Genomic DNA, 25,466 nt, shown 5'->3' on the forward strand with positions numbered 1-25,466 from the left:
CGCGCGGGTTGGCCAAGGCTGCCTGCTTCGGTTTGATACGATTCAGGACATTCCATGAAAATTTACATTCTGGCGGCATTGCCGCTGGCGCTGGCTGCCTGTGCAGCGCCAGCGGCACTGCCTGATGGCGCTGCGCTGACCACTGCCGCCGATCCCACCACCTCGCGCAGTGCGGCCACGTTGCCCGCGCTTTTGACCAGCTTCACGCCGCGCCCGGTTGTCAGACCCGCCGATTGGCAACGGCTGAACGACCTTCAGGCACCGGGCGGGGCGCAGATCCGATGATGCGCCCGATTGTGATGAGTTTGAGCGCGGCACTGACCTTGTCTGCCTGCACCAACCCGAACTTGACGGCGGCCCTCTCTGCCCGCGAACCCGGCTTCGATACCGTCAGCAGCCTGGCCACGACGGCATTGCGGCAAGACACCGTCTGGCTGCAAGACGCCGATCAGATCCGCCAGGCCGCGGAACGTGTACACGCAATGGTGCATGAACGCACGATCACGGCCGATCAGGCGGTTCAGGTCGCCCTTCTCAACAATCGCGGCCTGCAAGCGGCTTACGCGGAACTGGGCATGACCTCGGCCGAGATCTGGCAGTCCACGTTGCAGCACAACCCGGTGGTGTCATTGGGCGTTCTGGGCATCGGCGCCGAAGGTGTCGGGGCGTGGCGCGCCATCGAAGGGATCATCGCCAACAACATCCTGGCGCTGGCGATGAGCGAACGGCGCAGCCAGATTGCCGAGGTGCGGTTCCGCCAAGCACAATTGCGCGCCGCCGAGGCAACGTTGCGCGCCGGGCTTGAGGCGCGGTTGGCCTGGATCGACGCCGTCGCCGCATTTGAAACCGCCGGGCTGCTGCGCGATGCGGAATCCACTGCCGATGCTGCGTCGGAGTTGACCGCGCGGCTGGGTGAAACGGGGTTCTTGAACCGCTCCGATCAAGCCCGCGAACAGGCCTTGCACGCCGAGCTGGCCGGTCAACGCGCCCGGGCACGGCTCGATGCGCAACTGGCCAAAGAACGGCTGACACGCGCCCTGGGACTCTGGGGCTCCGAGGTCGATTATTTCGTGCCCAACGCTTTGCCCGCCTTGCCACGCGCCCCCAGCGCACGGCGCGGTGTTGAGGCCGAGGCCTTGGCGGGCCGGGTTGATCTGGCGATTGCACGGTTGGAATTGGAGGCCGTCGCGCGAGAGCACAACCTAACGCAAGCCACCCGCATTGTCAGCGATCTGGAGATCATCGCCGGGTTCCAGGCCGAACGCGAAAACGCCGGTGGGGTCATCGAAACCGCAACCACGCCGCAACTGGAAATCGAATTCGCCATCCCGATCTTCGACAGCGGTGAAGCGCGGATGCGGCGGGCGGAAACGGCTTACCTCCGCGCGGCGCACCAACTGGCGGAGCGTGCCGTCACGGTGCGCTCGGAAGCCCGCGCGGCCCACGCGGAATACGTCGGCGCGCACCGCATCGCGGCCCATTACCGCGATACCCTGTTGCCCCTGCGCCGCACCATCGAGGCCGAGGCGCTGCTCAGTTACAACGGCATGATCACCACAACTTTTGAGCTCCTCGCCGACACGCGTGAGGCGCTGAACGCAGGCCTGATGGAATCCGGTGCGCGCGCCGATTTCTGGCGCGCCGAAGCGGCCATGATGGGGGCGATTTATGGCGGCGGCGACGGCGGCTCTGGTGGCGGCTCTGGTGGCGGGGGCAGCGCGGCTGCTTCGGTTGCTGGCGGCGGCGGTGGACATTGATAGGAAGGATAGACCGATGAATAGACGTCAAATTCTGGGTGCCGGGGCCTCGCTCGTTGCGACGGGTGCCTGGGCGCAAACCTCGAACCAACAGATCCCTGAGGCTCCGCTGGCTGTCAGCAGCCATACGCAGGTGCCGCCACGGCCAAACCAAGGCCGCGACTATCACCCCGTGGTCACCCTGAACGGCTGGTCTTTGCCGTTTCGCATGAACGGCAATGTCAAAGAATTCCACTTAATCGCCGAACCCGTCGAGCGCGAGCTTTCGGAGGATACGGTCGCCCGGCTTTGGGGTTACAACGGCAGTTCGATTGGCCCTACCATCGAGGCCGTCGAAGGCGACCGGGTGCGCATTTTTGTCACCAACCGCCTGCCGGAGCACACCTCGGTGCATTGGCACGGGCTGATCCTGCCGTCGGGCATGGACGGGGTTGGCGGGCTGTCGCACCCCGGCATTCCGCCCGGAAAAACCTTTGTCTACGAGTTCGACCTGACCAAGTCGGGCACCTTCATGTATCACCCGCACGCCGATGAGATGGTGCAAATGGCGATGGGCATGATGGGGCTATTCATCGTGCATCCGCGCGATCCGGCCTTCATGCCGGTAGACCGCGATTTTGCGTTCCTGCTCAATGCGTTCGACCTCAATCCCGGTGCCAGTGTGCCGCGCATCATGACCATGACGGACTTTAACCTGTGGTGCTGGAACAGTCGCATGTTCCCCGACATCGACCCGCTGGTGGTGCGCCAGGGCGACCGCGTGCGCGTCCGCGTCGGCAACCTGACGATGACCAACCACCCGATCCACATGCATGGTTATGACTTTGAGGTCACCGGCACCGATGGCGGTTGGGTTCCGCCCGGAGCGCGCTGGCCCGAAGTCTCAATCGACATCCCGGTCGGTGCGATGCGGGCCTATGAATTCGACGCAATCCATCCCGGTGACTGGGCGATCCATTGCCACAAGTCGCATCATACGATGAACGCGATGGGTCACGATATTCCAACGCTGATCGGGGCGGATCAATCGCGCGCCACCAGCCTCATTCGCCGCCATCAAAGCAGTTTCATGCCGATGGGCAGCGATGGCATGGCGGAGATGGGTGAGATGGAGATGCCTTTGCCCGCCAACACCACGGCAATGATGACCGGCTGGGGTCCGCACGGCCCAATCGAGATGGGCGGCATGTTCTCGGTTGTCAAAGTGCGCCCGGATATCGCGCCGGACGATTACACAGACCCCGGTTGGTATGAGAACCCACCCGGCACCGAGGCCTCTGAATGGACCGGCTATCTGCCCGATGTCACCCGCAACACCGACCCAAGAACCACCCTCACCCCGCGCCCAAATCGCGCGACGGATCTCTGACCTCAACACAGGAAAACCATGACACAGAAACTCACCACAGCCCTCTGCGCCCTGCTGCTTTCGGCAGGCACGGCGTTTGCCTCAGGCACACACTCCGATTCCCATGACAACGACATGGAAATCGGCCGTCCCGGTCTGGCCGCCGATGTCACCCGCACTGTCGAGATCTCGATGGTTGAGCCTGAGAGCGGCGGCATGGCCTATGACCCCAGCGAACTGACCTTTGCACGCGGCGAGACCGTGCGCTTTGTCGTCACCAATACCGGTTCTCTGGACCATGAAATCGTGTTCGACACCGCCGAGGAAATCATGGACCACGCCGAGCTGATGATGAACCAGCCGGACATGCGCCACGCAGACCCGAACGCGCTGACCCTCGCGCCCGGCGAATCCGGCGAGCTGATCTGGACCTTCAGCCAAGCGGGCACGTTCCAATACGCCTGCCTGATCCCCGGCCACATGGATGCGGGCATGCATGGCCCGCTGACCGTCAACTGATCTTCGGAGAAAAACACATGAAACCGACCAAAACCCTGACCCTCGCCGTCGCTTTTGCAGCTCTCGCATTGCCCGGCTTTGCCGACACCTTTGTAAATGGTGTGATCGAGGCAATCGACACCGACCGTGGGCGGCTGACCATCAACCATGAGCCCTTGGTGGATCTCGACATGGAAGCGATGACTATGGTGTTCCGCCTTGCTGAACCAACGATGATTGACGGCCTGACTGTCGGTCAAACCATCCAGTTCGTTCCCGGTCGCGTGAACGGTCGTCTGACTGTCGTGCAACTGCGCAATGGATCCTGACAAAACGCTACCACGCGCCAACCCCTTTTTCGGCGCGTGGTGGTCGCCTTGTTCCCGGCGCAGGCACTCACCCCCGCATGAGCAGTCCAAACGACGTGCCGATGAACCAAGCGCAAGTGACAATGCTCAGGACATTCTTGCAAGGACTCCGCTATGAACAAACGCTCTCTTGTGATCGGCGTCTGTGCCGTCACGCTCATTGCCGGGTTTGCCTATTGGCAGACCCGCTCACACCCCACACCCGTCTCGCCCGGAATGGCCGCGACGGGATCTATGGTAGACGTGATTGTCCCCGAATTATCCAGCAACGCCCTGCTGGGACAGCGTATCTACGACACCGCCTGCGCCGCTTGCCACGGGGCCAACGCGGCAGGAACTGAAGGCACAGCGCCGCCCTTGGTGCATATCTACTATGAGCCCAATCACCACGGCGACGAGGCGTTTCAACAAGCTGTGGCGAATGGCGTTACAAGCCACCACTGGGGTTTTGGCAATATGCCCCCGGTTGACGACCTGACACGCGGTGACGTGACGATGATCATCACCTACATTCGGGAGTTACAGCGTGCCAACGGCATTCGCTGACGGCAGATCGCTGGAAAGCACACCCCTCCCGATTTTTGGCAGTGGCTCAGTAGCCTCTGGTTTACGTTCCAACCCTTTCAGAGTGAGGTGCTCCATGCACAGACGAGCCTTTCTTATGACCGCAGCCAGCACGGTTCTTGTGCCACAAATGGGGTGGGCGACCCAGCGGTTTGATCTGACCGCTGAAATGGTCATGGCCCGTATTTTACCCGATGAAGGCCCGCAAACCCCAATGATGGGATACAACGGCACCACACCCGGCCCTGAACTGCGCTTTCGCCAGGGCGAGATTCGCGATATCCGGTTTCTGAACCATCTCGATCAAGCATCGGCGGTGCATTGGCACGGGCTGCGGCTGGACAACGCCATGGATGGTGTCCCCGGCCTGACTCAGGATGTTGTGCCGCCGGGTGGCCGTTTTGACTACGCCGTCAGAGCGCCGGACGCCGGCACGTTCTGGTATCACTCGCACAACCGATCATCGGAACAGGTCGCCAAGGGGCTCTATGGACCGCTGATCGTCGAGGAAGCCACACCGCCGGATGTTGACCACGACATCACCGTGCTGATCGACGATTGGCGGCTGACGGACTCCGGCGCTTTGGCGGATGGTTTCGACAACAGGCACGATCAGGCACATAATGGGCGATTGGGGAATTTCGCCCGCGCGTTATTCAGCGCCAACGGGCCGGTTCGGGTTGGCGACCGTTTGCGTTTGCGGCTGATCAACGTTGCAACCGACCGGATATTCCCCATCGAGATCACCGGAGTTGCCGGACGCGTGGTTGCCTTGGACGGTATGCCTCTGATCCGCCCACAGGCGCTGTCCGAACTGGTGCTTGCCCCGGCGCAGCGCCTCGACATGATCGCTGACGTCACCTCGGACCAGCAGGTGGCGATCAACTTTCCCACCCGTGACGGGCCGTTCCTTCTGGGTGCACTACCGGTTAGTGGGCGAAACTCCGATCGAGCGCCTGCGGATATTCCAGCGCTTCCGGCCAATCCAACAGCCGCGCCCGATTTGGCCGACCCTGTCGCTCTGACGCTCATCATGCAAGGCGGCGCGATGAGCCCGCGAATGATGTTGCAATCCGATATCTGGGCCTTCAACGGGCAATCCGGCCTGACCGACACGCCATTTCACAGCTTTGAACGCGGCCAGACGGCACGGATCTCTTTGGAAAACGACACGCATTTCCCCCACGGCATCCATCTTCATGGGCATCATTTCTACGAAGTGGATGCCGCTGGAAATCTCGGTGCTCTGCGCGATACCACGCTGGTGAACCCGAACACCTCGCAAGACATTATTTGCGTTTTCGACAATCCCGGCAAATGGCTGCTGCATTGCCACATGTTGGGCCATCAGGCGTCAGGCATGACAACATGGGTGGAGGTCGCGTGAAATCAATCGTGACTGTGGCGTTCTGCCTGATTGGATCATCGGCGCTGGCTGACCATGAATTGACCGCCCGCAACCTTGAGCGCGGGCGGGGGCTTTATGCCTCACAATGCGCGTCCTGCCATGGGGCCAATTTGGAAGGGCAAGCCAACTGGCAAACACCAGATGAGAATGGCGTGCTACCTGCGCCACCCCATGATGAGACCGGGCACACTTGGCACCACAATAACGCCTTGTTGTTTGATTACACCAAATTGGGCGGTGCCGAGGCTTTGGACGCTCTGGGCGTCATTGGGTTCAACAGTGGAATGCCCAGCTTTGCCGACGCGCTCACAGATGACGAAATCTGGGATATCTTGGGGTATATTCGATCAACCTGGCCGCAGCGTATTCAAGACATTCAGTCAGACAGAAACCCGGCAGACCACCAGCCCGCACCGTGACAACTCCAACGCGATCATGCTCAACGGAATGGGGTCACGTCATCCCCAAGGTCTGGACAGTTTTTGGAGGTGCCCTATTTTCGTGTGTAAGCGATGTCTGGACCTCGCCCGAGAATGGCCAGTTCAGCGTGAAGCTCGGCGAACGCACTCAGGGCTGAGGTGATGAAAAGGACCGGGCGGACGCCCAGCGTTCCGCTCATGTGTCATTTAAGCCAAGTGCATCGAAAGTAACAAGAATGGTGACCCCGGCAGGGCTCGAACCTGCAACCTGGCCCTTAGGAGGGGCCTGCTCTATCCAGTTGAGCCACGGGGCCGTTATCCGCCGTGTATCGGTCATTGCGATGGGGCATGGCAAGAGCGGGCGTTACAAATTCTGCACAGGATCGATGTTGGTGAAGCTTGCCACCGCGCGACAGGGCGTTCTAGAAAGAAAGGGTAAGCCGTAAAACGGGTTTGCAGAATTAGCCGTGGCGTCAAGACGCCCGGCGACGCCCAAGGAGCCGCAGTCCATGACCCAATCGCGCCAGCCAGACATCCGCCGCCCGCTTACATTGCGCGATGTCTCCGAAGCTTGCGGCGTTAGCGAAATGACCGTCAGCCGTGTCTTGCGCAATCGCGACGATGTTTCGCCGGCGACGCGCGAGAAGGTGCAGAACGCGGCGCGCAGCTTGGGTTACGTCCCCAACAAGATCGCGGGTGGATTGGCGTCACAACAGGTCAATCTGGTCGCTGTCATCGTGCCGTCCCTGTCGAATATGGTGTTCCCGGAGGTCCTGAGCGGCATTTCCCATGCGCTCGATGAAACCGGGTTGCAGCCGGTATTCGGTGTCACCGGGTATTCTGCCGACAAGGAAGAAGAAGTCCTGTACGAGATGCTGTCCTGGCGGCCCTCGGGCGCGATCATCGCCGGGCTGGAACACACGGACGCGTCGCGTGCCATGCTGGAGAATTCGGGCATTCCGATTGTCGAAATCATGGACAGTGACGGCTCGGCAATTGACTCGGTGGTCGGGATTTCGCATCGCGGTGCGGGTCGGCAAATGGCCGAAGCGATTGTCGCGGCGGGTTACACGCGCATCGGGTTCCTGGGCAGCACCATGGCCGCCGATCACCGCGCGCGCAAACGGATGGAAGGGTTGACCGAGGGTCTCGCGGAGCATGGGCTCGCATTGGTCGATACCGAGTTGTATTCCGGTGGGTCGGCGCTGAAAAAGGGCCGCGAGATGACCGAGGCGATCCTGTCGCGCAACCCGGATCTGGATTTCTTGTATTATTCCAATGATATGATCGGGGCTGGCGGGTTGCTGTATTGCCTGGAAAAGGGCTATGATATCCCTGAAAAACTGGGCATGGCGGGGTTCAATGGGGTGGATTTCCTTGATGGGTTGCCCATGCAATTGGCAACCATTGACGCCTGCCGCTATGAGATCGGCGTGCAGGCGGCAAATCTGATCGCGGGCAAGGATACGGGTGGCATCATTGGGGGGCACCGGATCGAACTGACACCACAGTTGAAGCACGGCGATACGATCCGCAAATCCTGAGCGCGCAGTTTGTGCCAGATCGGGTGTGAACTGGGGCGCCGTCTGCAATAAAGGGGGAAAAGCCCCAAGCGCGTGCTCGGGGCCCTTTGGTGTGTGCCGGTTTTTGCTCAGGTGTTCGAGAACTCCGGATAGGCGTCCATCCCCAGTTCGGCCTTGTCGAGGCCCATGATTTCGTCCTCTTCCGACACCCGCAGACCCAGCGTGGACCGCAGGAACAGCCAGACCGCGGCGGAAACCGAGAACACGAATATTCCGACAACCAGAATCGAGGCGATCTGGCCAAGGAAGGTCGCGTTCCCATTGGTGAGCGGCACCGCCAGAGTCCCCCAGATTCCGGCGAACAGGTGAACCGGGATCGCGCCGACAACATCGTCAATTTGCAGCCGGTCAAGGAACGGCACGGCAAAGACAACGATCGTGCCGCCAACCATACCGATCAGGGTTGCCGCGCCGAGGCTTGGGGTCAGGGGTTCGGCGGTGATCGACACGAGGCCCGCAAGCGCTCCGTTCAGAACCATCGTCAGGTCGGGCTTTTTGTACAACAATTGAGTCAGCGCCAAGGCAATGAACGCGCCGCCCGCTGCTCCGGCATTGGTGTTGGCAAAGATGCGCGAGATATCGGCCACGTTGGCGGCCGTGTCCATGTACAGTTGCGAGCCGCCATTGAATCCGAACCACCCCATCCACAAGATGAACGTGCCCAGTGTCGCCAGCGTCAGATTCGAGCCGGGCAGGGGGGTCACGCGGCCAGACCGATCATATTTGCCCAAGCGCGGCCCAAGGATCAGCGCCCCAGCCAATGCCGCCCAGCCACCGACCGAATGCACCACCGTCGAACCGGCAAAGTCGAGAAAGCCGAAGTCGGCGTCGAGGAAGCCGCCGCCCCATTTCCAGGACGCCTGGATCGGATAGATCAGGCCCGTCAGAACAGCGGTGAAGATCAGAAACGGCCAAAGTTTGATGCGCTCGGCCAAGGTGCCCGAGACGATCGAGGCGGTGGTGGCGCAAAACATCAACTGAAAGAAAAAATCCGACCCGACCGACGCATAGGTCAGATCGGTCGTGGTGTCGGCCAGCCCGACGGGCTCCAGCACAGCGGTCGAGAATGCGCCCAGAACGCCTGGAATGGTCCAAGCATCACCCGGATACATCAGGTTGTAGCCGACCAGGTAATACAAAATGGCGGCCAGCGAAAAGAGTGCGATGTTTTTCATCAGCTGCATGGTGACGTTCTTGGAGCGCACAAGCCCCGCCTCGAGCATCGAGAATCCGGCGGCCATCCAGAACACCATGAACCCGGTTACCAGGAACAGAAACGTGTTCAGGATATAGCCGACCTCTTGCATCGGCGGGGTGAGATCGGCGATGACCGAAGCCTCCTGACCGAACGCCGCGACCGGCAGCACTGCGGTGGCAATTACAATCGGTGTCAAAGCCTTGAAATTCATATAGGTTATCCCTTTCGAGCCAGATAGTAAGCGCGGCGATGTTGTCGCGGCGCTGTGTCGTGGACTTGCCGCATTCATGTCGATCATTGTTGCCCCCTGCAGGCTGCATCAGGTTGTGTCGGTGTGAACATGCTCTGGCGGTATTGCGCGTGCTGCGCTTGCATCATGCAATGCCGGACGGGGTGGATTTCGGCGCGAATTCCGGAAGGTTTGCCCAAAAAAGGCACAATAAGGTGGAGATGCACAAAAATTAGTCAGTTCACGAAGGTGAATCGGAGGTGTCTGTCCTCTCCACAAAGTCGAGACAGGACTGTATGATGCCGAAAAACACGGATCAGTTCGCGGCAGGCAAGGCAGTAATCTCGTATGGCATCCAGCGGAAATCGGCGCACACGCCTGGTGGCGGACAAGCGCACGCCTGCAACACAACCCCGCGCCCGGACTGGCAGGTCTGGATCCGGCGGCGGCGGGCGACCGCCACGCGCACGCAAAAGCCCGAAGAAAAAAGGCAACGTCATCACCCGCTTCTTTGGCGGAATCCTGCGGTTTGTCTGGCGCATCATCTGGGGCGTGTTCTGGCGCGTGACGGCGGTGGTCAGCCTCGCGATGGCGGCGGCGACGCTGTATTTCTACTCGACGATGCCCAATGATCTGAACGACATGCTCGATGGTCGCGCGCGTGGCTCGGTGACGATGCTGGATGCCGATGGCGAAGTTTTCGCCTGGCGCGGCGAGTCGTTCGGCGGGTTTACCAGCTCCGATATGGTCTCACCGCATCTGCGCAACGCCATTGTCGCCACCGAAGATCGGCGTTTCTATCGCCATTTCGGCGTCAGTCCGCGCGGCATCGCCGGGGCCATTCGCTCGAACCTTGCCGCCGGGCGGGGGCCGTTCAGCGGCGCGGGCGGCTCGACGATTACGCAGCAGGTCTCCAAATTGCTGTGCTTGGGGACGGCGTTCGACCCCGATGTCTGGGCGTCGGAATCCGATTATGAGTCGGATTGCCGCCAGGGCACGTTATGGCGCAAGATTCAGGAACTGCCCTATGCCTTCGCGCTGGAGTTGCGCTTTACCAAGGCGGAAATCCTGACAATCTATATCAACCGCGCCTTTTTGGGGGCCGGATCCCGTGGCTTCGAGGCCGCCGCGCAGCGCTATTTCGGACATTCCGCCGCGCAGGTCGCACCACAAGAGGCCGCACTTCTTGCAGGCTTGCTGGTTGCGCCGTCCTATTACGCGCCGACGCGCAATCTTGAGCGCGCGCAAGAGCGTGCCAATGTGGTCTTGGGGTTGATGGCCGAAGAGGGCTATTTGACCGAGGCCGAATTGGCCGCCGCGCGCGCCAATCCGGCGACATTGCATGAAGCGGCGGAAACGCCGATGGGCGGGTATTTTGCCGATTGGGTGATGCAATCCGGCCCCGCGTGGCTGACCCGCGATACCACCGAGGACGTGTTCATTCAGACCACGCTGGATCAACGTATCCAGCACGCCGCCGAGGATGCGCTGGCGGTCGTCTTCCAGGAGCGCGTGCGCGATGGGTCCGAGGCCGAAGCGGCGATTCTGGTGATGTCAGCAGATGGTGCGGTGCGCGCGATGGTCGGCGGGCGAGAGTATGTTCAGGGCGGTTTCAACCGTGCCTCGCAGGCGCGCCGCCAGACCGGATCGGCCTTCAAGCCCTTTGTCTATGCCTTGGCAATGGACATGGGGTATGAGCCGTTCGACCTGGTCGAGGATGCCCCCCTGACGATTGACGTGCCCGGTTCCGGCCCTTGGACGCCACGCAATTATACCAATGATTTCCTTGGGTTCATGACCTTGACCGAAGCTCTGGCGCGGTCGCAGAACATTCCGGCCGTGCGCATTTCCGAGGCAATGGGCCGCGAGCGCGTGCGGCAGGCGGCGAACGGGTTTGGCCTGCATTCCGACCTGGCCGAAGGTCCGGCTCTGGCGCTGGGCGCGTCCGAGGCGACGTTGTTGGATATGACCTCGGCCTATGCGGGCATCCTGAACGGCGGCAGCTCTGTGTCGCCCTATGGCTTCACGTCGCTGACCTTGGCGGGCGAGACCACACCCTTGATGCGTATCGGCAGCGGCATCGGCGAGCGGGTCATTTCTGAAAATGCGGCGCATCAGTTGATCTGGATGATGTCGCAAGTGATCAATTCACCCCAAGGCACCGGACGGCGCGCCGCCCTGCCGGACGGGCGTGAGGCGGCGGGAAAGACAGGTACGACACAGGCTGCGCGGGATGCCTGGTTCATCGGATTCACGGCGGATTATGTGGTCGGAGTCTGGATGGGCAACGACGACAACACGCCACTTAGCGGCGTCACCGGCGGGGGACTGCCGGCAGAAATCTGGCGCGAAACGATGATCCGCATCAACGAAGGGCAACCGTTGCACCGCTTGCCGATGATCGAACCGCGGCGCCCTGATCTGGAGCCGCCGACCACCCGGGGAACCGGTGGGCAACGCACCGGCCCGTCGTTGCAGGATTCCATCATGGGGGTCCTGAACGGGATCCTGGGCGGAAACTGAGGGGGTCGGGGCGCTGGCCGACGTCCACGTGCGTCGATCTGGTGAAGCCGTTGCGCTGCTAATTCGTGCAGCGCGTCAAGATCCGGGCGATACCATCCGAAAGGAAGATCAGGCGACCCTCAAGGCGGTCATGCATGAACAACGCACGATCAGTCCATGTGTCCCCCTCGCCGTGGCAGTTCATATCGAACAAGACAGCTTGCATCCCACGCACGGCGACCGGGTTTTCCATCACGCAACTGCTTTCGACACTGTAAAGCGTCCCGTTCGCGATACGAAAGGCGAAATTCTCGACATCGCCGCGACCGACGACGCAGGCTGACGGATCACCGTCTGTCCAATCGCCGTGAAAATCACTGGCTTGCAGGGCAGTCTGCGCATTTGCGCTGCCTGCGAGTAGCGCCAGGATGAGTATTGAACGATGCATCAACCGGCGCTCAGCAGATCTTGCGTCATGCGATCCAGATTGCCGCCGCGGCGCTCCAGCATCGAGCCAATCTCCTGACGCTCCGCGGCCAGAACGTTCACGCCCTCGATGATGATGTTGAAGAACCGGTTGCTGCCGCCCCGGTCCGAGACATGCCAGCGCACCTCGAACGGGGCTTCTCCGCGCATCGTCATCGTCGTATCGACCTCCCAGAAGCTTTGCAGCGGACGGGCGTCATTCACTTGCGCCGTTGCGCCAATGAAACGGCGGAACTGGCGTCCGTATTTGCGGGCCATGTATCCACGAAAGGCCCGGGTAAAGGCGGTCATCTGGCTTGCGCTGGCCGACCGCGCCGGCGGGCCAAGCGCCGAGCGGGCGATGATGGGCACATCGGCGTAATCATCAAACAGCCGTTCAAAACGGCTGAACATTTGTGACTCCGACGCGCCCGAGTTGATGATCGAGTGCACATCGGTCATGACCCGGTCGATGAGCGCTCTGGCTTGGGCCTGAGTCATGGCGTTGGACCCCGTGGGGACCAGCATGGCGCTGCCTGCACCTGCCACGACAGAGAGCATTTGGCGGCGATTGAGCTTAGAAATCTGCATAGGGGTCGATGACCTCCGCTTCGTTTTCAATGCCCAAATGATACCGCCGGGTCTGCAAATACAACAGCCTTGCCTGTGCATACGGGTCGCTGGTGTTGATCACATTTGCGTCGAGTAGGTCTGCATATTCGGCACGATCCGCCATGCGACCCGCCGCACGCGCAACTGTGGTCCAATGGATTTCCGGGCTTGGCACGATATAGCGCAGTGGGTTGAGGGCGATGTCCACAATCATGCCGGTCGCGTCGCGTTCGGTTGTGGGGCCAAGCACCGGCAGCACCATATAGGCACCCTCGCCAACACCCCAGCGGTGCAAGGTTTCGCCGAAATCGGAGGTGCGGCCATGCAGGCCCATGGCACCCGCCGGATCAAACAACCCGCCGACGCCGATCGTCGTGTTGACGACCAATCGAAGGGTATTCTCGGCGGCGCGATCGGGTCGAATTTGCAGCAAGTCGTTCACGATTGTCGAGGGAATGCCCAGATTGCTGCCAAAATTGCTGACGATGCGGCGAAACGGGGATGGTGGGGTTGGCGCGACACCCTCGACAATATCGGCCAAAGCGTCGGGATCTGCGGCGTCGGCGACGACATCAGTGGTCACTGAATCAGCCTCTGACGCGCCTGAAAAACGGCGATCCAGGGCCAGATTGGTGTCGAACCACGCCCGGTTGACCGACTCAAAGGGGTCGTTCGTGCCGGTGGGTAAAGGCGCCTGTGCGCAAGCCCCCAAAACGGCGGTCGCCGCGCCGAATATGGCAAATTTTAGGGGGCGTGTGATGTTCACAGGCTGAAACTCCAAGGGCGTTTACCGAATGCTAGCAGGTTGGCGATTAAGGTTCAGTATACAGGGGACAGACAGGTGTTAGCAACCGCATGTCCCAAGCTGCCATGAGGCCAGGGGACTGCAACACCATGACGCGGATCAGCGCTCCAAAACAGATCCGAACCGGCCGGCTATGGTTTGCGGTGCTGTTTTTCGGTGCGCTGATGAACCCGCTGATGATGACCGGCCCGCTGTTCATGTTGCAGGTCTATGACCGCGTAATTCCATCCCAATCCGGGGCGACTCTGGCCGCACTCTTTGTTCTGGCGGCCTTTCTGTACGCCATGATGGCGTTGCTGGATTCCGCACGCATTCGGGTTCTGGTTCGCATCGCGGCCAAATTTCGCGCCGCTCTGGATCGTCCCGTTTTCGAGGCCAGAATGTTCGCGTTGATCCGTGATCCAGGTCACTCGGCGACGTTGGGCGCCTTGCAAGATCTCGATATGGTACACAAGGCGATAGCCTCGTCAGCGGTCCTGTCGGTGCTCGATACGCTTTGGGCCTTTGCCTTTTTCGGGATTCTGTTCCTGCTTCACCCGGCCCTTGGTCTTGTTGCGCTGGGGGGGGGGACTTATCCTGATTTCGCTTGCCTTCTGGGGCCAATGGCGCACCCGCAAGCCGCTGGCCGAGGCACATCAGGCATTCCTGCGGGCGGATCGGCAAACCATGGCGCTGAGCCGCGACGCCGAGGCTGTGGTGGCGATGGGCATGAGCGATGTCGTGGCGGACAGATGGCAAGTGCAGCGCGGTGAGGCGCTGTCTGCAACACTCCGGGCGCAAGATCGCAGCGGCGTCGATGGCGCCGTCGCCCGCGCGTTTCGCATGATGATGCAATCCGCCATTCTGGGCGTCGGTGCGTGGCTGGTGCTGCAAGGCAAGCTGTCGCCCGGTCTGATCATGGCGGCGTCGATCCTGATGGGGCGCGCCCTTGCCCCGGTTGAGCAACTCGCGACGCAATGGCCTGACTTGCGCGCGGCCTTGGCGGCCTGGCGCCGGATCGAAGCGCTGCTGGAGGCCGAAAAGCAACTGCTGCCCAAGGGCAAACCGCGGGATTTGCCCTTGGGAAACCTTGTTGCACAAGGGATCATTGTGATGCCGCGCGGCGGTGGTGCGCCAATTCTGCGCATCAAGGGTTTCGAGATATCATCGGGCTCGGCGGTCGGCGTGATCGGGCCCAGCGGATCGGGAAAAACCACGTTGGCGCGTATCCTGATCGGCTCGATGAAAATTGCCGCCGGTGCGATGCGTCTGGGCGATGTCGCGTTGCCGCTGCCGCCGGATTCAGGGCGCGCATTGGGTTACCTGCCGCAAGGGGTCACCCTGCTTGACGGGACGGTCGGCGAAAACATTGCACGGTTCAACCCGGAGGCCACACAATCCGCCATCGAAAAAGCGGCGCGTGCGGCGGGCATTCATGAGATGATCATCGCCATGCCACAGGGTTATGATACGCTGGCCAGCGGCCCGGATGCGCGACTGTCTGGCGGGCAGGCGCAGCGTGTCGCTTTGGCGCGCGCGCTCTATGGCGATCCGACTTTGGTGATCCTGGACGAACCGAACTCGCATCAGGATTCTCCGGGTCAGACGGCACTGAACAACGCCATTCGCGATCTCAAGGCGCGTGGCGCCGTTGTGCTGGTGATGGCGCAACGCCCCGCCGCGATCTCTGAATGTGAAAACCTCCTGGTGTTCGACAATGGCGCACAGGTTGCATTCGGCCCGCGCGACAAGGTCTTGCGCGACATGGTGCGCAACCGCACGTCCCTGGTGCACCACTATGTCGAGGCGCGCAAATGACCCCGGTCGAAGGGCTCAGCCCCAGAGACCCGATCCTTCTGGGCATTATCTCGGCGATGGTTCTGCTGCTGGGATTCGGCGTCTGGGCATCGACGGTGCCTATTGTCGGTGCGGTGCTTGCCGCAGGCGAAGTCGAACTCGGTGCCGCAGCGTCACCTGGTCCAGCATGCGGAGGGCGGTGTCATTGCCGAAGTGCCGGTGCGAGAGGGGCAATCGGTTGCGGCGGGGGATTTGCTGCTGCGTCTGCACGGCGGCGCACTGGAGCAGGAATGGTCACTGGTGACCGCCCAATTGACCGAACTGCGCGCCCGGAACCTGCGGCTCATCGCCGAACGCGATGCGGAGTTTTTCGAGCCGCCATCCGATTCCACAAATCTCGATCTTGAATGGCAGATCGCCGTGCAGGCGCAGCACCGGCTTTTTCTGGCGCGGCGCGATACCTTGCGCCGACAGATTTCTCAGCTCAGGCAACGAAAGGTGCAGATCGACGCACAGCTTGAGGGGTTGGCGGCGCAAGACATGGCTTTTGCATCAGAACTCACGCTGATCAATGACGACCTTGCCATCCAGCAAGAACTCTACGAACGCGGCCTTGCCCAGGCCACGCGGTCTGTTGCCCTCGCGCGAGAGGCGATCCGAATCGAGGGAAGCCGCGCCAGTTTGGCGGCACGCATCGCCGAGCTTCATGGACAAACGGCCGAGGTCGATCTGCAAATCGAGACGCTCCGCGCATCGCGCCGTGAAGAGGCCGAGGCAGCTCTGGTCGACGCCGGCGTTCAACTGATTGAATTGACGTCTCGTCATGCGGTTCTCAGCGAACGCCGAACGCAACTGACGCTGCGCGCCCCGGCGGCGGGGGTTGTTCACGGCCTGGCCACGCTGGATCCGGGAGCCGTGTTGCGCGCCGCTGAAACGGCAATGCAGATCGTCGTCAAGGTGGACCGCCCGGTGTTGGCGCTCAGGGTCCGTCCGGCGGATATTGATCATGTGTATATCGGGCAAGAGGCCATAGTTCAGTTTCCCGCCTTGGTCAGAGACTTGAGGGACTTGTCAGCAACAGTCACCGCAATCTCGGCCAGCGCCGTTCGATGATGAACGTACCGGCGCGCGCCACTACCGTGTCGAGGCAGCGCTGACGCCCGAAGCCCTGGAGCTTGTCGGGAACGTTGCCTTGCGCCCGGGCATTGCCGTGCAAGCGTTCTTGCGAACCGGTCAACATACGCCTCTGGCCTATCTGATTGCACCGATTGTCGAACAGTTTGGCCGTGCCATGCGCGATCCGTGATTGCGCGGCTCGGGTTCGTGCATTCCGGGGCTTTTGTTGCCCGGCCAAACGTGCTTTGCTTTGAGTGCTTGAACAGGAGGTTATCCATGCCGCATGCACTCGAAACTCGCCTCGCTGAACTGGGCTTGTCGCTGCCCGATGCGCCGGCACCGGCCGCGAACTATGTCCCTTGGGTGATCTCGGGGAATCAGGTTTTTGTGTCGGGCCAGATCAGCCAAAGCAAGGGTGGGCTGATTACGGGCAAACTCGGCGCCGATTTGAGCACCGAACAAGGGGCCGAGGCCGCGCGCAATTGCGCCTTGTCGCTGCTGGCTCAATTGCGGGCGGCGGTTGATGGCGATCTGTCGCGCTTGAAGCGGGTCGTGAAATTGGTGGGCTTTGTGAATTGCACGCCGGATTTCACCGACCAGCCAAAAGTGATCAACGGCGCTTCCGACCTGATGGTCGAGCTACTTGGCGATGTCGGACGCCATGCACGGTCAGCGGTTGGCACCCCGTCTCTGCCTTTGGGCGTCGCCGTCGAGATCGAGGCGATCTTCGAGATTTCCTGATGCGCGCACCGCTTCCGTCCAGTTTTCTGACGGTTCCCTTGGCGCACCGCGCCTTGCATGATGCCGCGGTGCATCGGCCAGAAAACTCGATGCCCGCAATCCGCGCCGCCATCGCACAGGGTTTTGGCATCGAGATTGACCTGCAACCCAGCGCTGATGGCGTGGCGATGGTGTTCCACGATGCCGACGTGGATCGGCTGACTTATGAAACGGGGCCCGTCAAGGCGCGCAGCGTTGCTGAGTTGCAGCGCATTCGCGTGCGTGCCTGTCGCGAACCTATTCCGACACTCCGTCAGGTCTTGGCCGAGGTCGGCGGTCAGGTGCCGATCCTGATCGAAATCAAGGATCAGTCGGGCACGATGGGGCCGACGGACGGCGTGCTGGAGCGTGCAACCGCGACCGCGCTCGAAGGGTATGACGGCTCGGTCGCGGTGATGTCGTTCAACCCGTCCTCGGTGGCGAGAATGGCGGAATTGATGCCGCATATTCCCCGCGGCTTGACGACTTATGCCTTTCCGGCCAGCGATTTTCCCCGTGACGCAGGCCCGCAATTGCAGGCGCACCGGGAAAATCTGGCTGCGATTGCCGCCTATGACGCAGTAGGCGCGGCCTTTATTTCGCATCACTGGCTCGATTTGGACCGCCCGCGCGTGACCGAGCTGAAATCTCAAGGCGCGGCCATCCTGTGTTGGACGATCAAGTCACCGCAAGACGAGGTCCGCGCCCGCCGTGTCGCGCAGAATATTACCTTTGAGCAGTATTTGCCGACGCGCCCTTGACCCTTTGCCCTCAGCCCACAGATTGAGTTGACCGGGAAAGGACCCAGCATGCAGATTGAGGTCGTCGATGCCATCTCTGAACTCGACTCCGCCGCGTGGGATGCGCTTGCGGGGCAGGGGGGCGGTCGTCCCAGGGATCCCTTTACGACGCACCGTTTTTTGCACGCGCTTGAGGTTTCGGGCTCGGTCGGGCCGGGCACCGGATGGGAGGCCAAGCATCTGGTGATCCGCCAGGACGGCGGGCTGCTGGCCGCGATGCCGCTGTACGCGAAAAGCCATTCGCAAGGCGAATATATCTTTGATCACGCGTTTGCCGAGGCATGGCAGCGCTCGGGCGGGGCCTATTACCCCAAGTTGCAGTCGGCCGTGCCCTTCACCCCGGCGACCGGTCCGCGCCTTTTGGGGCCGCCAGAGCTGCAACCCGTGTTGCTGCGCGCCCTGCGCGAGATCACCAGCGGCAACAAATTGTCATCCGCGCATGTCACATTTTGCACCGAGGCCGAGGCCCGGATCGGTGCTGCCGAAGGATTTTTGCACCGGATCACGCAGCAGTTTCATTGGCAAAACGACGGGTTTGTCGATTTTGACGGGTTCCTGGCCGCGCTGTCATCGCGCAAACGCAAGACCATCCGCCGCGAGCGTCGACAGGCGCAGGACTTTGGTGGCGAGATTTCCTTTTTGACGGGGGATGCCCTGCAACCCGCGCATTGGGATGCGTTCTGGGCATTCTATCAGGACACCGGCAGCCGCAAATGGGGCCGCCCGTATCTGACCCGCGCGTTTTTTGACCAAGTGCAGGAGACGATGCGCGATGACATTTTGCTGATCCTCGCCGAGAGAGACGGTCAGCCGATTGCCGGGGCGCTGAATTTCATTGGCCGCGACACGCTTTTTGGCCGCTATTGGGGCTGTATCGAGGATCACCCCTGCCTGCATTTTGAAGTGTGCTATTATCAGGCAATCGACTGGGCATTGGCGCATGGCATCGACCGGGTTGAAGCCGGGGCGCAGGGCGAACACAAACTGGCGCGCGGCTATTTGCCAACCCCTGTGCATTCCCTGCACTGGTTTTCAGACCCGCGCTTTACCAATGCCGTCAAGGACTATTTGCAACGCGAATCACAGGCGGTGGAGGATGAAATGCAATTCCTGGAGCGTCTCGCCCCTTTCAAACGCACCAACAGTCCGGAGCAATCACCATGATCGAGTTTTACACAAACCCCAGGTCTCGCGGCACAATGGCACGCTGGATGCTCGAGGAAGTGGGCGCACCCTATCGGGCTCATATCCTCGACTATGAAACCACGATGAAATCGCCGGAATACCTGGCGATCAACCCGATGGGCAAGGTTCCGGCAATCGTCCATGACGGCAAGACCGTGACCGAGTGCGCGGCGATTTGTGCCTATTTGGCCGATGCCTTCCCGCAAGCTGGTCTGGCCCCGGCACCCCGGGACCGCGCCGCTTATTACCGCTGGCTGTTCTTTGCGGCCGGGCCCGTCGAGGCGGCAATCAGCAACACCGGTTTTGGATTTGTCGTGCCGCCAGAGCGCCGCCGCGCCATCGGCTATGGCAGCCTCGAGGACGTCGTCGAGACACTGGACAAGCATTTCCGCCAATCGGCCTATGTCACAGGGGACGAATTCACGGCAGCGGATGTCTATCTGGGCAGTCAAATCGGTTGGGGCGCACAATTCGACCTCATGCCGATGCGCCCGTCACTCCTTGCGTATTGGGACCGCCTCAAGGATCGCCCGGCACGCTTGCGCGCGGCGCACCTGGACGAGGAGAGCGCAAATGCGTCCTGAAAAACTCCACGGTGCAGACCGCGACAGCGCATTGGCTGACCTGCTGGCGGCGGGCTGGACGCATGATGCCACCCGCGATGCCGTAGCCAAGACGTTCAAGTTCAAGACGTTCAACGCCGCCTTTGGTTGGATGACCCGCGCGGCGATGGTGGCGGAGCAACTGGACCATCATCCGGAATGGCGCAATGTCTACAACCGCGTCGAGGTCGTCTTGACCACGCATGACGTGAAGGGGCTGACCGTGCTCGATGTGGATCTCGCACGCGCCATGGATCGGTTCGCGGCCTAGCAAAAAAGGGGCCCGAAGGCCCCAATTCATCACAAGGCGGCCAACATCGCGCCGCCACCCGAGACTTCGCAGCCGCTGGTGGTTTCGGGGTGCCAAACGGTGACAACGCCGTCCTCGGCCGCCAGCGCATAGCGCTTGGAGCGCCCGTACAGGCCAACAGGCGGCGCGTCGAACACCATGTCGATGGCTTTCGCAAACTCGCCAGCACCGTCCGACAACATGGTGATGCCGGCCTTGGTTGCCCCCGTCGCGTCGCCCCACATGTTCATCACAAAGGCATCGTTGACCGACACACAGATGATTTCATCAACGCCCTTGGCCAGCAACGCATCCTTGTTGGCGATGAAACCGGGCACATGCGCCGAATGGCAGGTCGGCGTAAACGCGCCAGGCACCGCGAAAATCACCACTTTGCGGCCTGCAGTCAGCGAACTCAGCGTCACTTGCTCGGGGCCTTTGGGGCCCATGCGGGTAAAAGTCGCTTCGGGAAGTTTATCACCGACGGAAATGGGCATAAATCAGGTCTCCTGCTCTGGGTTTGGACGTAAGGCTACGATATAGACCATGGAACGGCGTCTTCCAGTAGGGGCCATCAAACAGGAGATTCATATGGCGGGTATTGTTGTGATTGGGGCCGGGCAGGCCGGATCGTCGCTGGTCGCAAAGCTCAGGACACTTGGGTTTGACGGAGAGGTCACGCTGATCGGGGATGAGCCGGTGCCCCCCTATCAGCGCCCGCCGCTGTCCAAGGCGTATTTGCTGGGTACAATGGACCTGGAGCGGCTGTTTCTGCGTCCCGAGTCCTATTACAGCGATAACAATATCACCCTGCGGATGGGCACACCCGTGACTCGGATCGATGCGGCCGCCAAGACGGTATGGCTCGGCGATGAGGCCGTGCCCTATGAGCATCTCGCGCTGACCACTGGCGCTGAACCGCGGCGCTTGCCCGCGGCAATCGGCGGCGATCTGGATGGGATTTATGGCGTGCGCCGCCTCGCGGATATCGACACGATGGCCCACGAATTTGCTCCGGGACGCCGCGTGCTGATCGTCGGTGGCGGCTATATCGGCCTCGAAGCGGCGGCGGTCGCCGCACAAAAAGGCCTGACCGTCACAGTGCTCGAGGCCGCGCCACGCATCCTGGGCCGCGTCGCCGCACCCGAAACCGCCGATTTCATGCGCGCACTGCACACCAGCCACGGCGTCACCATCCGCGAAGGCGTGGGCCTGACCCGCCTGACCGGCGAAGGGCGCGTGTCAGGGGCCGAACTGGCCGATGGCAGTACATTGGAGGTCGATTTCGTCATCGCCGGGATCGGCATCAACCCGGCTGCGGCGCTCGCCGAGGCGGCGGGCCTGACCTTGGAGAACGGAATCTCGGTCGATGATCAAGGTCGCACCTCGGACCCGGCGATCTGGTCGGCGGGCGATTGCGCGTCCTTCGTTTACAACGGCGCGCGCATCCGCCTGGAAAGCGTGCAAAACGCCATTGATCAGGCCGAAGCCGTCGCCGCCAACATGCTGGGTGCTGCGAAACCCTATGTGCCTATGCCGTGGTTCTGGTCGGATCAATACGACGTGAAACTGCAAATCGCCGGGCTGAACACGGGCTATGATCGCATCGTCACGCGCGTGGCGGGGGCGGCGCGCAGCCATTGGTATTTCGCCGGTGACAGGTTCCTGGCCGTGGATGCGATGAACGACCCGCGCGGCTATATGGTTGGCAAACGCCTGCTCGAGCAAGGCAAGACGCCAGACCCGGCGGCCCTGGAAAACCCCGAGACCGACCTCAAGTCGCTGCTCAAGTAATGCGCATCGTTGGCGGCGTGCATCGCGGCACGATTCTGGCGGATGTGGGGGCGGGGGATCATGCCGCCCATCTGCGCCCCACCTCGGACCGGGTGCGAGAGGCGCTGTTCAACATGCTCTGCCAGGGGCGCTGGGGCGATCTGGTGCGCGGCCAACGCGTGCTCGATCTCTTTGCGGGCACCGGCGCGCTGGGCCTCGAGGCCCTGTCGCGCGGCGCCACGCAGATTACCCTGGTCGATGACGGGGCCGCCGCCCGCGCGCTGATCCGCACCAATATCGAAAAACTGCGCGCAATGGGCACCACCCGCCTGTTTCGCAGCGGCGCCACCGATCTCGGCCCCAACAAAGGGCCGGGGTATGGGCTGGTGTTCCTCGATCCGCCCTATGGTCAAAAACTGGGCGAGCGCGCCTTGACCAGCGCCATCGCAGGCGGCTGGCTGGCCCCGAAGGCGACCACCGTCTGGGAAGAAAACGCGCCCCAAAACCCGCCCGCAGGCTTCGAGATCCTCGACCAACGTCGCTACGGCGACACCTGGATCACCATCGCCCGCGCGCCCTAGGTCTTTGTTCCAGAAATATCCTGGTGGGAGGCGCGTCAGCGCCGTGGGAGGTGAAACCTCCCGGCGGGGTGAGGGGGCTCGATGCCCCCGATCCACGCCCCTACAGGACAAATTCGAACTGCGTGTCCAGCGGCAATGTGCGCGCCCGCACGCCGGTCAGGTCGAACAACGCATTGGCCAAGGCCGCCGCCGCCGGGGGTGTTCCCGGCTCGCCGCCGCCGCCCATATGCGGGTTTGAGGTCAGCATCCGTGTTTCCAACCGCGGCGCGCCCGACATGCGCAGCGAGTCGAAATCGGGGAAGTTCTGCTGCTCGACCTTGCCATCGGCAAAGGTGATCTTGCCATGCACCGCCGCCGACAGCCCAAAGAGCATCCCGCCTTCCATCTGCGCTTGCAGAATGCCCGGGTCCAGCACGATGCCCGTGTCGCAGGCAATCCAGCCGCGTGCGATGCGGATACGACCACCCTCATCCACCACTTCGACCACCTCGGCCACCGGCGTGCCAAAGGACCAGGTCATCGCCACGCCGCGCCCGGTGCCCGGTGCCTTTGGCCGGTCCCACCCGGACATCTCGCGTACCGCCTCCAGCACGCCGGCAGCCGCGGCGCTTTCCGGGCGCACCAGCTCCAGCCGGAACGCCAACGGATCACGCCCGGCAGCAATCGCCATCTCATCGAGGAAGCTCTCCATGATGAAGCCATTGTGGCTGGCCCCGACCGAGCGCCAGGACCCCACCGGAATGTCCATCGTCACCGGATACCCGCGCACCCGCAGGTTCGGAATCGCATAGGGTTGATCGAAGGCCCCGGTGACCAGAATGACATCGGGTGACGAGGCCAGGCTCCACACCGGCAACCCCGTCAATCGCGACGCGAATTGCGCCATCAGGTCATGCCCGGCGATCCGTGCATCCAGCGTCACGGCCTGACCGTTGTCCACTGTGCCACGCATCCGGGCCAAAGCGGCCGGGCGGAAATAGTCATGGGCGATGTCTTCTTCGCGCGACCAGGTGACCTGCACAGGGGTGCCCGGCATCGCCTGCGCGACCCTCGCCGCCAAGACGGTATAATCGCTTTCCAGCCGTCGCCCGAACCCGCCACCCAGGAAGGTCGTGTGCAGGGTGACCGCCTCGCGCGGCAGGCCGACGGCCTTTGCCGCCTCGCGCTGGTTGGCCAGCGGCGTTTGGTTCGGCGACCAGATTTCCAGCGCATCGCCGGTGAACAAGGCGGTCGCGTTCATCGGCTCCATCGTGGTGTGCGCCAGATAGGGCAGGCGGTATTCGGCCTCTATGGTCACGCCGTTGGTCGCTGCGTCAACATCGCCGATATTCTGCAGCGCAAAGTCGCCGCCGGTGTCAAATGCCTCGATCATGCGGGCATAGGCCTCGTCCGTGCTTTGCGGCCCTTCCACGGGTGCCCACTCGATATCCACCGCCAAGGTGCCCTGCATCGCTGCCCAGGTGTTGCGCGCGACAACCGCCACGCCGTCACCCAGATCAAGGACCCGCTCGACGCCGGGCAGGGCAAGAGCTGGTGCCGGATCATGGCGCAGCATCCGCCCGCCGGGGCGCGGACACATGCGCACCGAGGCGAATTTCATCCCGTCGATGCGCGTGTCGATCCCAAAGGTGGCGGTGCCAGTCACTTTGGCCAGCATATCAGGCCGGGGCAGCGCGCGGCCCAACAACCGCCACGCCGAGGCCGGGCGCGGCTCGACCTGGGGCGCGTCGATCGTTGCCGCTGTCTCGGCGAGGTCGGCATAGGCCAGCCGGGTGCCGTCGCGCGCGATCACCGCACCATTCTCGGTGCGCAACGTGTCCACCGTGGTGCCAAGCCGCTCGGCCGCCACCAGTTTGAGCGCCTCGCGGGCGCTGGCCCCGGCGTGGCGCAGTTTGGTATACCCATCCCGCGCGCTGGCTGACCCGCCGGTGACCTGCGCATCCAGCAGTTTTCCCAGCGGTCCGATTGCGGCCCCCAGCGAGCGCACCCAATCGGCGCGGCGGTAATCCGCAAACGGCAACCCTTCGGACAGGGTCAGGTCGGTGTTATAGGCGGGGGACGGCGGGCCATGGATGACGCGCACGTCCTCCCATGCGACATCCAGTTCCTCGGCAACCATGGCCGCCAAGGTGGTTTGCGCACCCTGTCCCATCTCGGCGCGGCCTGTGACCACGGTGATCCCGTCTTGGTCGATGATCAGGAACGCACTCATGGCCGTCCCGTGTTCGGGCCGTAACGGGTTGGGCACATCCTGACGAATCTTGTAGACGCCAAACGCGACGCCGCCGGTTACTGCCACGGCACCCACCAGGAACCCGCGACGGGTGAGTTTGCCAAGGCGGCTCATGGCGTCACCTCCGGCAATGCGGCGGCGGCGTCGTGAATGGCGGCGCGAATGCGCCCATAGGTGCCGCAGCGGCACAGGTTGCCGCCCATCGCGCTGTCGATTTCCTCGTCGCTCGGGGTCGGCGTCTGTGCCAGCAAGGCGGCGGCCTGCATGATCTGTCCGGCCTGACAATAACCGCATTGCGCGACCTGATGGCGGACCCATGCGGCTTGCAAGACATGCGGCGCGGCGGGGGTGCCCAGTCCTTCGATGGTCGTCACCGCGCCCCAGACATCGGACAGCGGCACCTGACAACTGCGCACCGCTTCGCCGTCGATATGCACGGTGCACGCCCCGCAGGCCGCGACGCCGCAGCCGAATTTGGTGCCGGTCATGTTCAGTTCATCGCGCAGAACCCACAGAAGCGGCGTGTCGTCGGGGGCGTCGATGGTGTGGTTGTCGCCGTTGATCGTGAGGGTCGTGGCCATGCGAAAGCTCCGAGT

At 62.3% G+C, this 25,466-nt stretch carries 27 protein-coding genes and 1 tRNA gene; 20 read left to right on the forward strand and 8 right to left on the reverse strand.

Annotation, left to right across the window (positions count from 1 at the left end; all coding sequences use genetic code 11):
• Positions 1 to 54 precede the first annotated feature (54 nt).
• The 8 genes from VDQ28_RS09120 to VDQ28_RS09155 all read left to right on the forward strand — a co-directional run bounded on the left by VDQ28_RS09120 (position 55) and on the right by VDQ28_RS09155 (position 6,362).
• Positions 55 to 285 carry a hypothetical protein gene (locus VDQ28_RS09120; protein WP_323035646.1) on the forward strand — a complete coding sequence of 77 codons (231 nt, stop codon included), beginning with the start codon at positions 55 to 57 and terminating at the stop codon, positions 283 to 285.
• On the forward strand, positions 282 to 1,757 hold the full coding sequence (locus VDQ28_RS09125; RefSeq protein WP_323035647.1) for a TolC family protein: 1,476 nt from the start codon (positions 282 to 284) through the stop codon (positions 1,755 to 1,757). The genes VDQ28_RS09120 and VDQ28_RS09125 overlap by 4 nt, the downstream gene beginning before the upstream one ends.
• A 16-nt stretch (positions 1,758 to 1,773) precedes the next feature.
• Positions 1,774 to 3,126, forward strand: a complete 1,353-nt coding sequence (locus VDQ28_RS09130) for a copper oxidase (protein ID WP_323035648.1) — start codon at positions 1,774 to 1,776, stop codon at positions 3,124 to 3,126.
• 18 nt (positions 3,127 to 3,144) lie between these two features.
• Positions 3,145 to 3,624, forward strand: a complete 480-nt coding sequence (locus tag VDQ28_RS09135) for a cupredoxin family protein (RefSeq protein ID WP_323035649.1) — start codon at positions 3,145 to 3,147, stop codon at positions 3,622 to 3,624.
• Positions 3,625 to 3,641: 17 nt separating this feature from the next.
• Complete coding sequence (locus VDQ28_RS09140; protein WP_323035650.1) at positions 3,642 to 3,932, forward strand: copper-binding protein; 291 nt, start codon at positions 3,642 to 3,644, stop codon at positions 3,930 to 3,932.
• 153 nt (positions 3,933 to 4,085) lie between these two features.
• The gene (locus VDQ28_RS09145; protein WP_323035651.1) at positions 4,086 to 4,517 is read left to right on the forward strand and encodes a cytochrome c; all 432 of its coding nucleotides are present in this window, start codon (positions 4,086 to 4,088) and stop codon (positions 4,515 to 4,517) included.
• Positions 4,518 to 4,632: 115 nt separating this feature from the next.
• The gene (locus VDQ28_RS09150; RefSeq protein ID WP_323035652.1) at positions 4,633 to 5,922 is read left to right on the forward strand and encodes a multicopper oxidase family protein; all 1,290 of its coding nucleotides are present in this window, start codon (positions 4,633 to 4,635) and stop codon (positions 5,920 to 5,922) included.
• A gap of 5 nt (positions 5,923 to 5,927) precedes the next feature.
• Positions 5,928 to 6,362, forward strand: coding sequence for a c-type cytochrome (locus tag VDQ28_RS09155; protein ID WP_416349422.1), 435 nt, complete (start codon positions 5,928 to 5,930; stop codon positions 6,360 to 6,362).
• Positions 6,363 to 6,599: 237 nt separating this feature from the next.
• On the opposite strand, the gene VDQ28_RS09160 is transcribed toward VDQ28_RS09155, so the two are convergent.
• Positions 6,600 to 6,676 (reverse strand) — tRNA-Arg (locus tag VDQ28_RS09160).
• A gap of 195 nt (positions 6,677 to 6,871) precedes the next feature.
• Here VDQ28_RS09160 and VDQ28_RS09165 point away from each other — a divergent pair.
• The gene (locus VDQ28_RS09165) at positions 6,872 to 7,906 is read left to right on the forward strand and encodes a LacI family DNA-binding transcriptional regulator (protein WP_323035654.1); all 1,035 of its coding nucleotides are present in this window, start codon (positions 6,872 to 6,874) and stop codon (positions 7,904 to 7,906) included.
• 107 nt (positions 7,907 to 8,013) lie between these two features.
• Here VDQ28_RS09165 and VDQ28_RS09170 read toward each other — a convergent pair whose 3' ends face one another.
• Positions 8,014 to 9,354, reverse strand: coding sequence for an ammonium transporter (locus tag VDQ28_RS09170; protein ID WP_416349423.1), 1,341 nt, complete (start codon positions 9,352 to 9,354; stop codon positions 8,014 to 8,016).
• 366 nt (positions 9,355 to 9,720) lie between these two features.
• On the opposite strand from VDQ28_RS09170, the gene VDQ28_RS09175 reads away from it, so the two are divergent.
• Positions 9,721 to 11,895 (forward strand): transglycosylase domain-containing protein, encoded by a 2,175-nt coding sequence (locus tag VDQ28_RS09175; protein WP_323035656.1) that lies wholly within the window; start codon positions 9,721 to 9,723, stop codon positions 11,893 to 11,895.
• 58 nt (positions 11,896 to 11,953) lie between these two features.
• On the opposite strand, the gene VDQ28_RS09180 is transcribed toward VDQ28_RS09175, so the two are convergent.
• Genes VDQ28_RS09180 through VDQ28_RS09190 form a run of 3 tightly spaced genes read right to left on the reverse strand, consistent with a single transcriptional unit; the run spans position 11,954 to position 13,534 of the window.
• Complete coding sequence (locus VDQ28_RS09180; protein ID WP_323035657.1) at positions 11,954 to 12,322, reverse strand: hypothetical protein; 369 nt, start codon at positions 12,320 to 12,322, stop codon at positions 11,954 to 11,956.
• On the reverse strand, positions 12,322 to 12,867 hold the full coding sequence (locus VDQ28_RS09185) for an ABC transporter substrate-binding protein (protein WP_323035658.1): 546 nt from the start codon (positions 12,865 to 12,867) through the stop codon (positions 12,322 to 12,324). Before VDQ28_RS09185 ends, VDQ28_RS09180 begins: the two co-directional genes overlap by 1 nt.
• A 49-nt stretch (positions 12,868 to 12,916) precedes the next feature.
• Complete coding sequence (locus tag VDQ28_RS09190) at positions 12,917 to 13,534, reverse strand: VacJ family lipoprotein (RefSeq protein ID WP_323035659.1); 618 nt, start codon at positions 13,532 to 13,534, stop codon at positions 12,917 to 12,919.
• Between the two features lie 311 nt (positions 13,535 to 13,845).
• Here VDQ28_RS09190 and VDQ28_RS09195 point away from each other — a divergent pair, with 311 nt between their 5' ends.
• From VDQ28_RS09195 to VDQ28_RS09230, 8 genes are all read left to right on the forward strand, one after another.
• Positions 13,846 to 14,508 carry a hypothetical protein gene (locus VDQ28_RS09195; RefSeq protein WP_323035660.1) on the forward strand — a complete coding sequence of 221 codons (663 nt, stop codon included), beginning with the start codon at positions 13,846 to 13,848 and terminating at the stop codon, positions 14,506 to 14,508.
• Entirely contained in the window at positions 14,423 to 15,553 is a 1,131-nt protein-coding gene (locus tag VDQ28_RS09200; RefSeq protein ID WP_323035661.1) for a type I secretion system permease/ATPase, read from the forward strand. Before VDQ28_RS09195 ends, VDQ28_RS09200 begins: the two co-directional genes overlap by 86 nt.
• A 117-nt stretch (positions 15,554 to 15,670) precedes the next feature.
• Positions 15,671 to 16,645: an HlyD family efflux transporter periplasmic adaptor subunit gene (locus VDQ28_RS09205; protein WP_323035662.1), complete on the forward strand. Its 975-nt coding sequence runs from the start codon at positions 15,671 to 15,673 to the stop codon at positions 16,643 to 16,645.
• Positions 16,646 to 16,924: 279 nt separating this feature from the next.
• On the forward strand, positions 16,925 to 17,389 hold the full coding sequence (locus VDQ28_RS09210) for a RidA family protein (RefSeq protein WP_323035663.1): 465 nt from the start codon (positions 16,925 to 16,927) through the stop codon (positions 17,387 to 17,389).
• Entirely contained in the window at positions 17,389 to 18,168 is a 780-nt protein-coding gene (locus tag VDQ28_RS09215) for a glycerophosphodiester phosphodiesterase family protein (RefSeq protein ID WP_323035664.1), read from the forward strand. The genes VDQ28_RS09210 and VDQ28_RS09215 overlap by 1 nt, the downstream gene beginning before the upstream one ends.
• Before the next feature lie 48 nt (positions 18,169 to 18,216).
• Complete coding sequence (locus VDQ28_RS09220; RefSeq protein ID WP_323035665.1) at positions 18,217 to 19,371, forward strand: GNAT family N-acetyltransferase; 1,155 nt, start codon at positions 18,217 to 18,219, stop codon at positions 19,369 to 19,371.
• A complete protein-coding gene (locus VDQ28_RS09225) occupies positions 19,368 to 19,976 on the forward strand; it encodes a glutathione S-transferase family protein (protein ID WP_323035666.1) in 609 nt (202 codons plus the stop codon). Before VDQ28_RS09220 ends, VDQ28_RS09225 begins: the two co-directional genes overlap by 4 nt.
• Entirely contained in the window at positions 19,966 to 20,265 is a 300-nt protein-coding gene (locus tag VDQ28_RS09230) for a 4a-hydroxytetrahydrobiopterin dehydratase (RefSeq protein WP_323035667.1), read from the forward strand. The genes VDQ28_RS09225 and VDQ28_RS09230 overlap by 11 nt, the downstream gene beginning before the upstream one ends.
• 29 nt (positions 20,266 to 20,294) lie before the next feature.
• Here VDQ28_RS09230 and VDQ28_RS09235 read toward each other — a convergent pair whose 3' ends face one another.
• On the reverse strand, positions 20,295 to 20,780 hold the full coding sequence (locus VDQ28_RS09235; protein ID WP_323035668.1) for a peroxiredoxin: 486 nt from the start codon (positions 20,778 to 20,780) through the stop codon (positions 20,295 to 20,297).
• A gap of 94 nt (positions 20,781 to 20,874) precedes the next feature.
• On the opposite strand from VDQ28_RS09235, the gene VDQ28_RS09240 reads away from it, so the two are divergent.
• Together VDQ28_RS09240 and rsmD are read left to right on the forward strand one after the other, a co-directional pair.
• Positions 20,875 to 22,077, forward strand: coding sequence for an NAD(P)/FAD-dependent oxidoreductase (locus tag VDQ28_RS09240; RefSeq protein ID WP_323035669.1), 1,203 nt, complete (start codon positions 20,875 to 20,877; stop codon positions 22,075 to 22,077).
• The gene (gene rsmD, locus VDQ28_RS09245) at positions 22,077 to 22,637 is read left to right on the forward strand and encodes a 16S rRNA (guanine(966)-N(2))-methyltransferase RsmD (RefSeq protein WP_323035670.1); all 561 of its coding nucleotides are present in this window, start codon (positions 22,077 to 22,079) and stop codon (positions 22,635 to 22,637) included. The genes VDQ28_RS09240 and rsmD overlap by 1 nt, the downstream gene beginning before the upstream one ends.
• Before the next feature lie 100 nt (positions 22,638 to 22,737).
• Here the strand turns inward: rsmD and VDQ28_RS09250 are convergent, their stop codons facing one another.
• Both VDQ28_RS09250 and VDQ28_RS09255 read right to left on the reverse strand, forming a co-directional pair.
• Positions 22,738 to 24,984: a xanthine dehydrogenase family protein molybdopterin-binding subunit gene (locus VDQ28_RS09250; RefSeq protein ID WP_323035671.1), complete on the reverse strand. Its 2,247-nt coding sequence runs from the start codon at positions 24,982 to 24,984 to the stop codon at positions 22,738 to 22,740.
• Positions 24,981 to 25,451: a (2Fe-2S)-binding protein gene (locus tag VDQ28_RS09255; RefSeq protein WP_323035672.1), complete on the reverse strand. Its 471-nt coding sequence runs from the start codon at positions 25,449 to 25,451 to the stop codon at positions 24,981 to 24,983. Before VDQ28_RS09255 ends, VDQ28_RS09250 begins: the two co-directional genes overlap by 4 nt.
• Between the last annotated feature and the right edge of the window lie 15 nt (positions 25,452 to 25,466).

The sequence above is a fragment of the Pararhodobacter sp. genome (assembly GCF_034676545.1).
Taxonomy (GTDB): Bacteria; Pseudomonadota; Alphaproteobacteria; order Rhodobacterales; family Rhodobacteraceae; genus Pararhodobacter.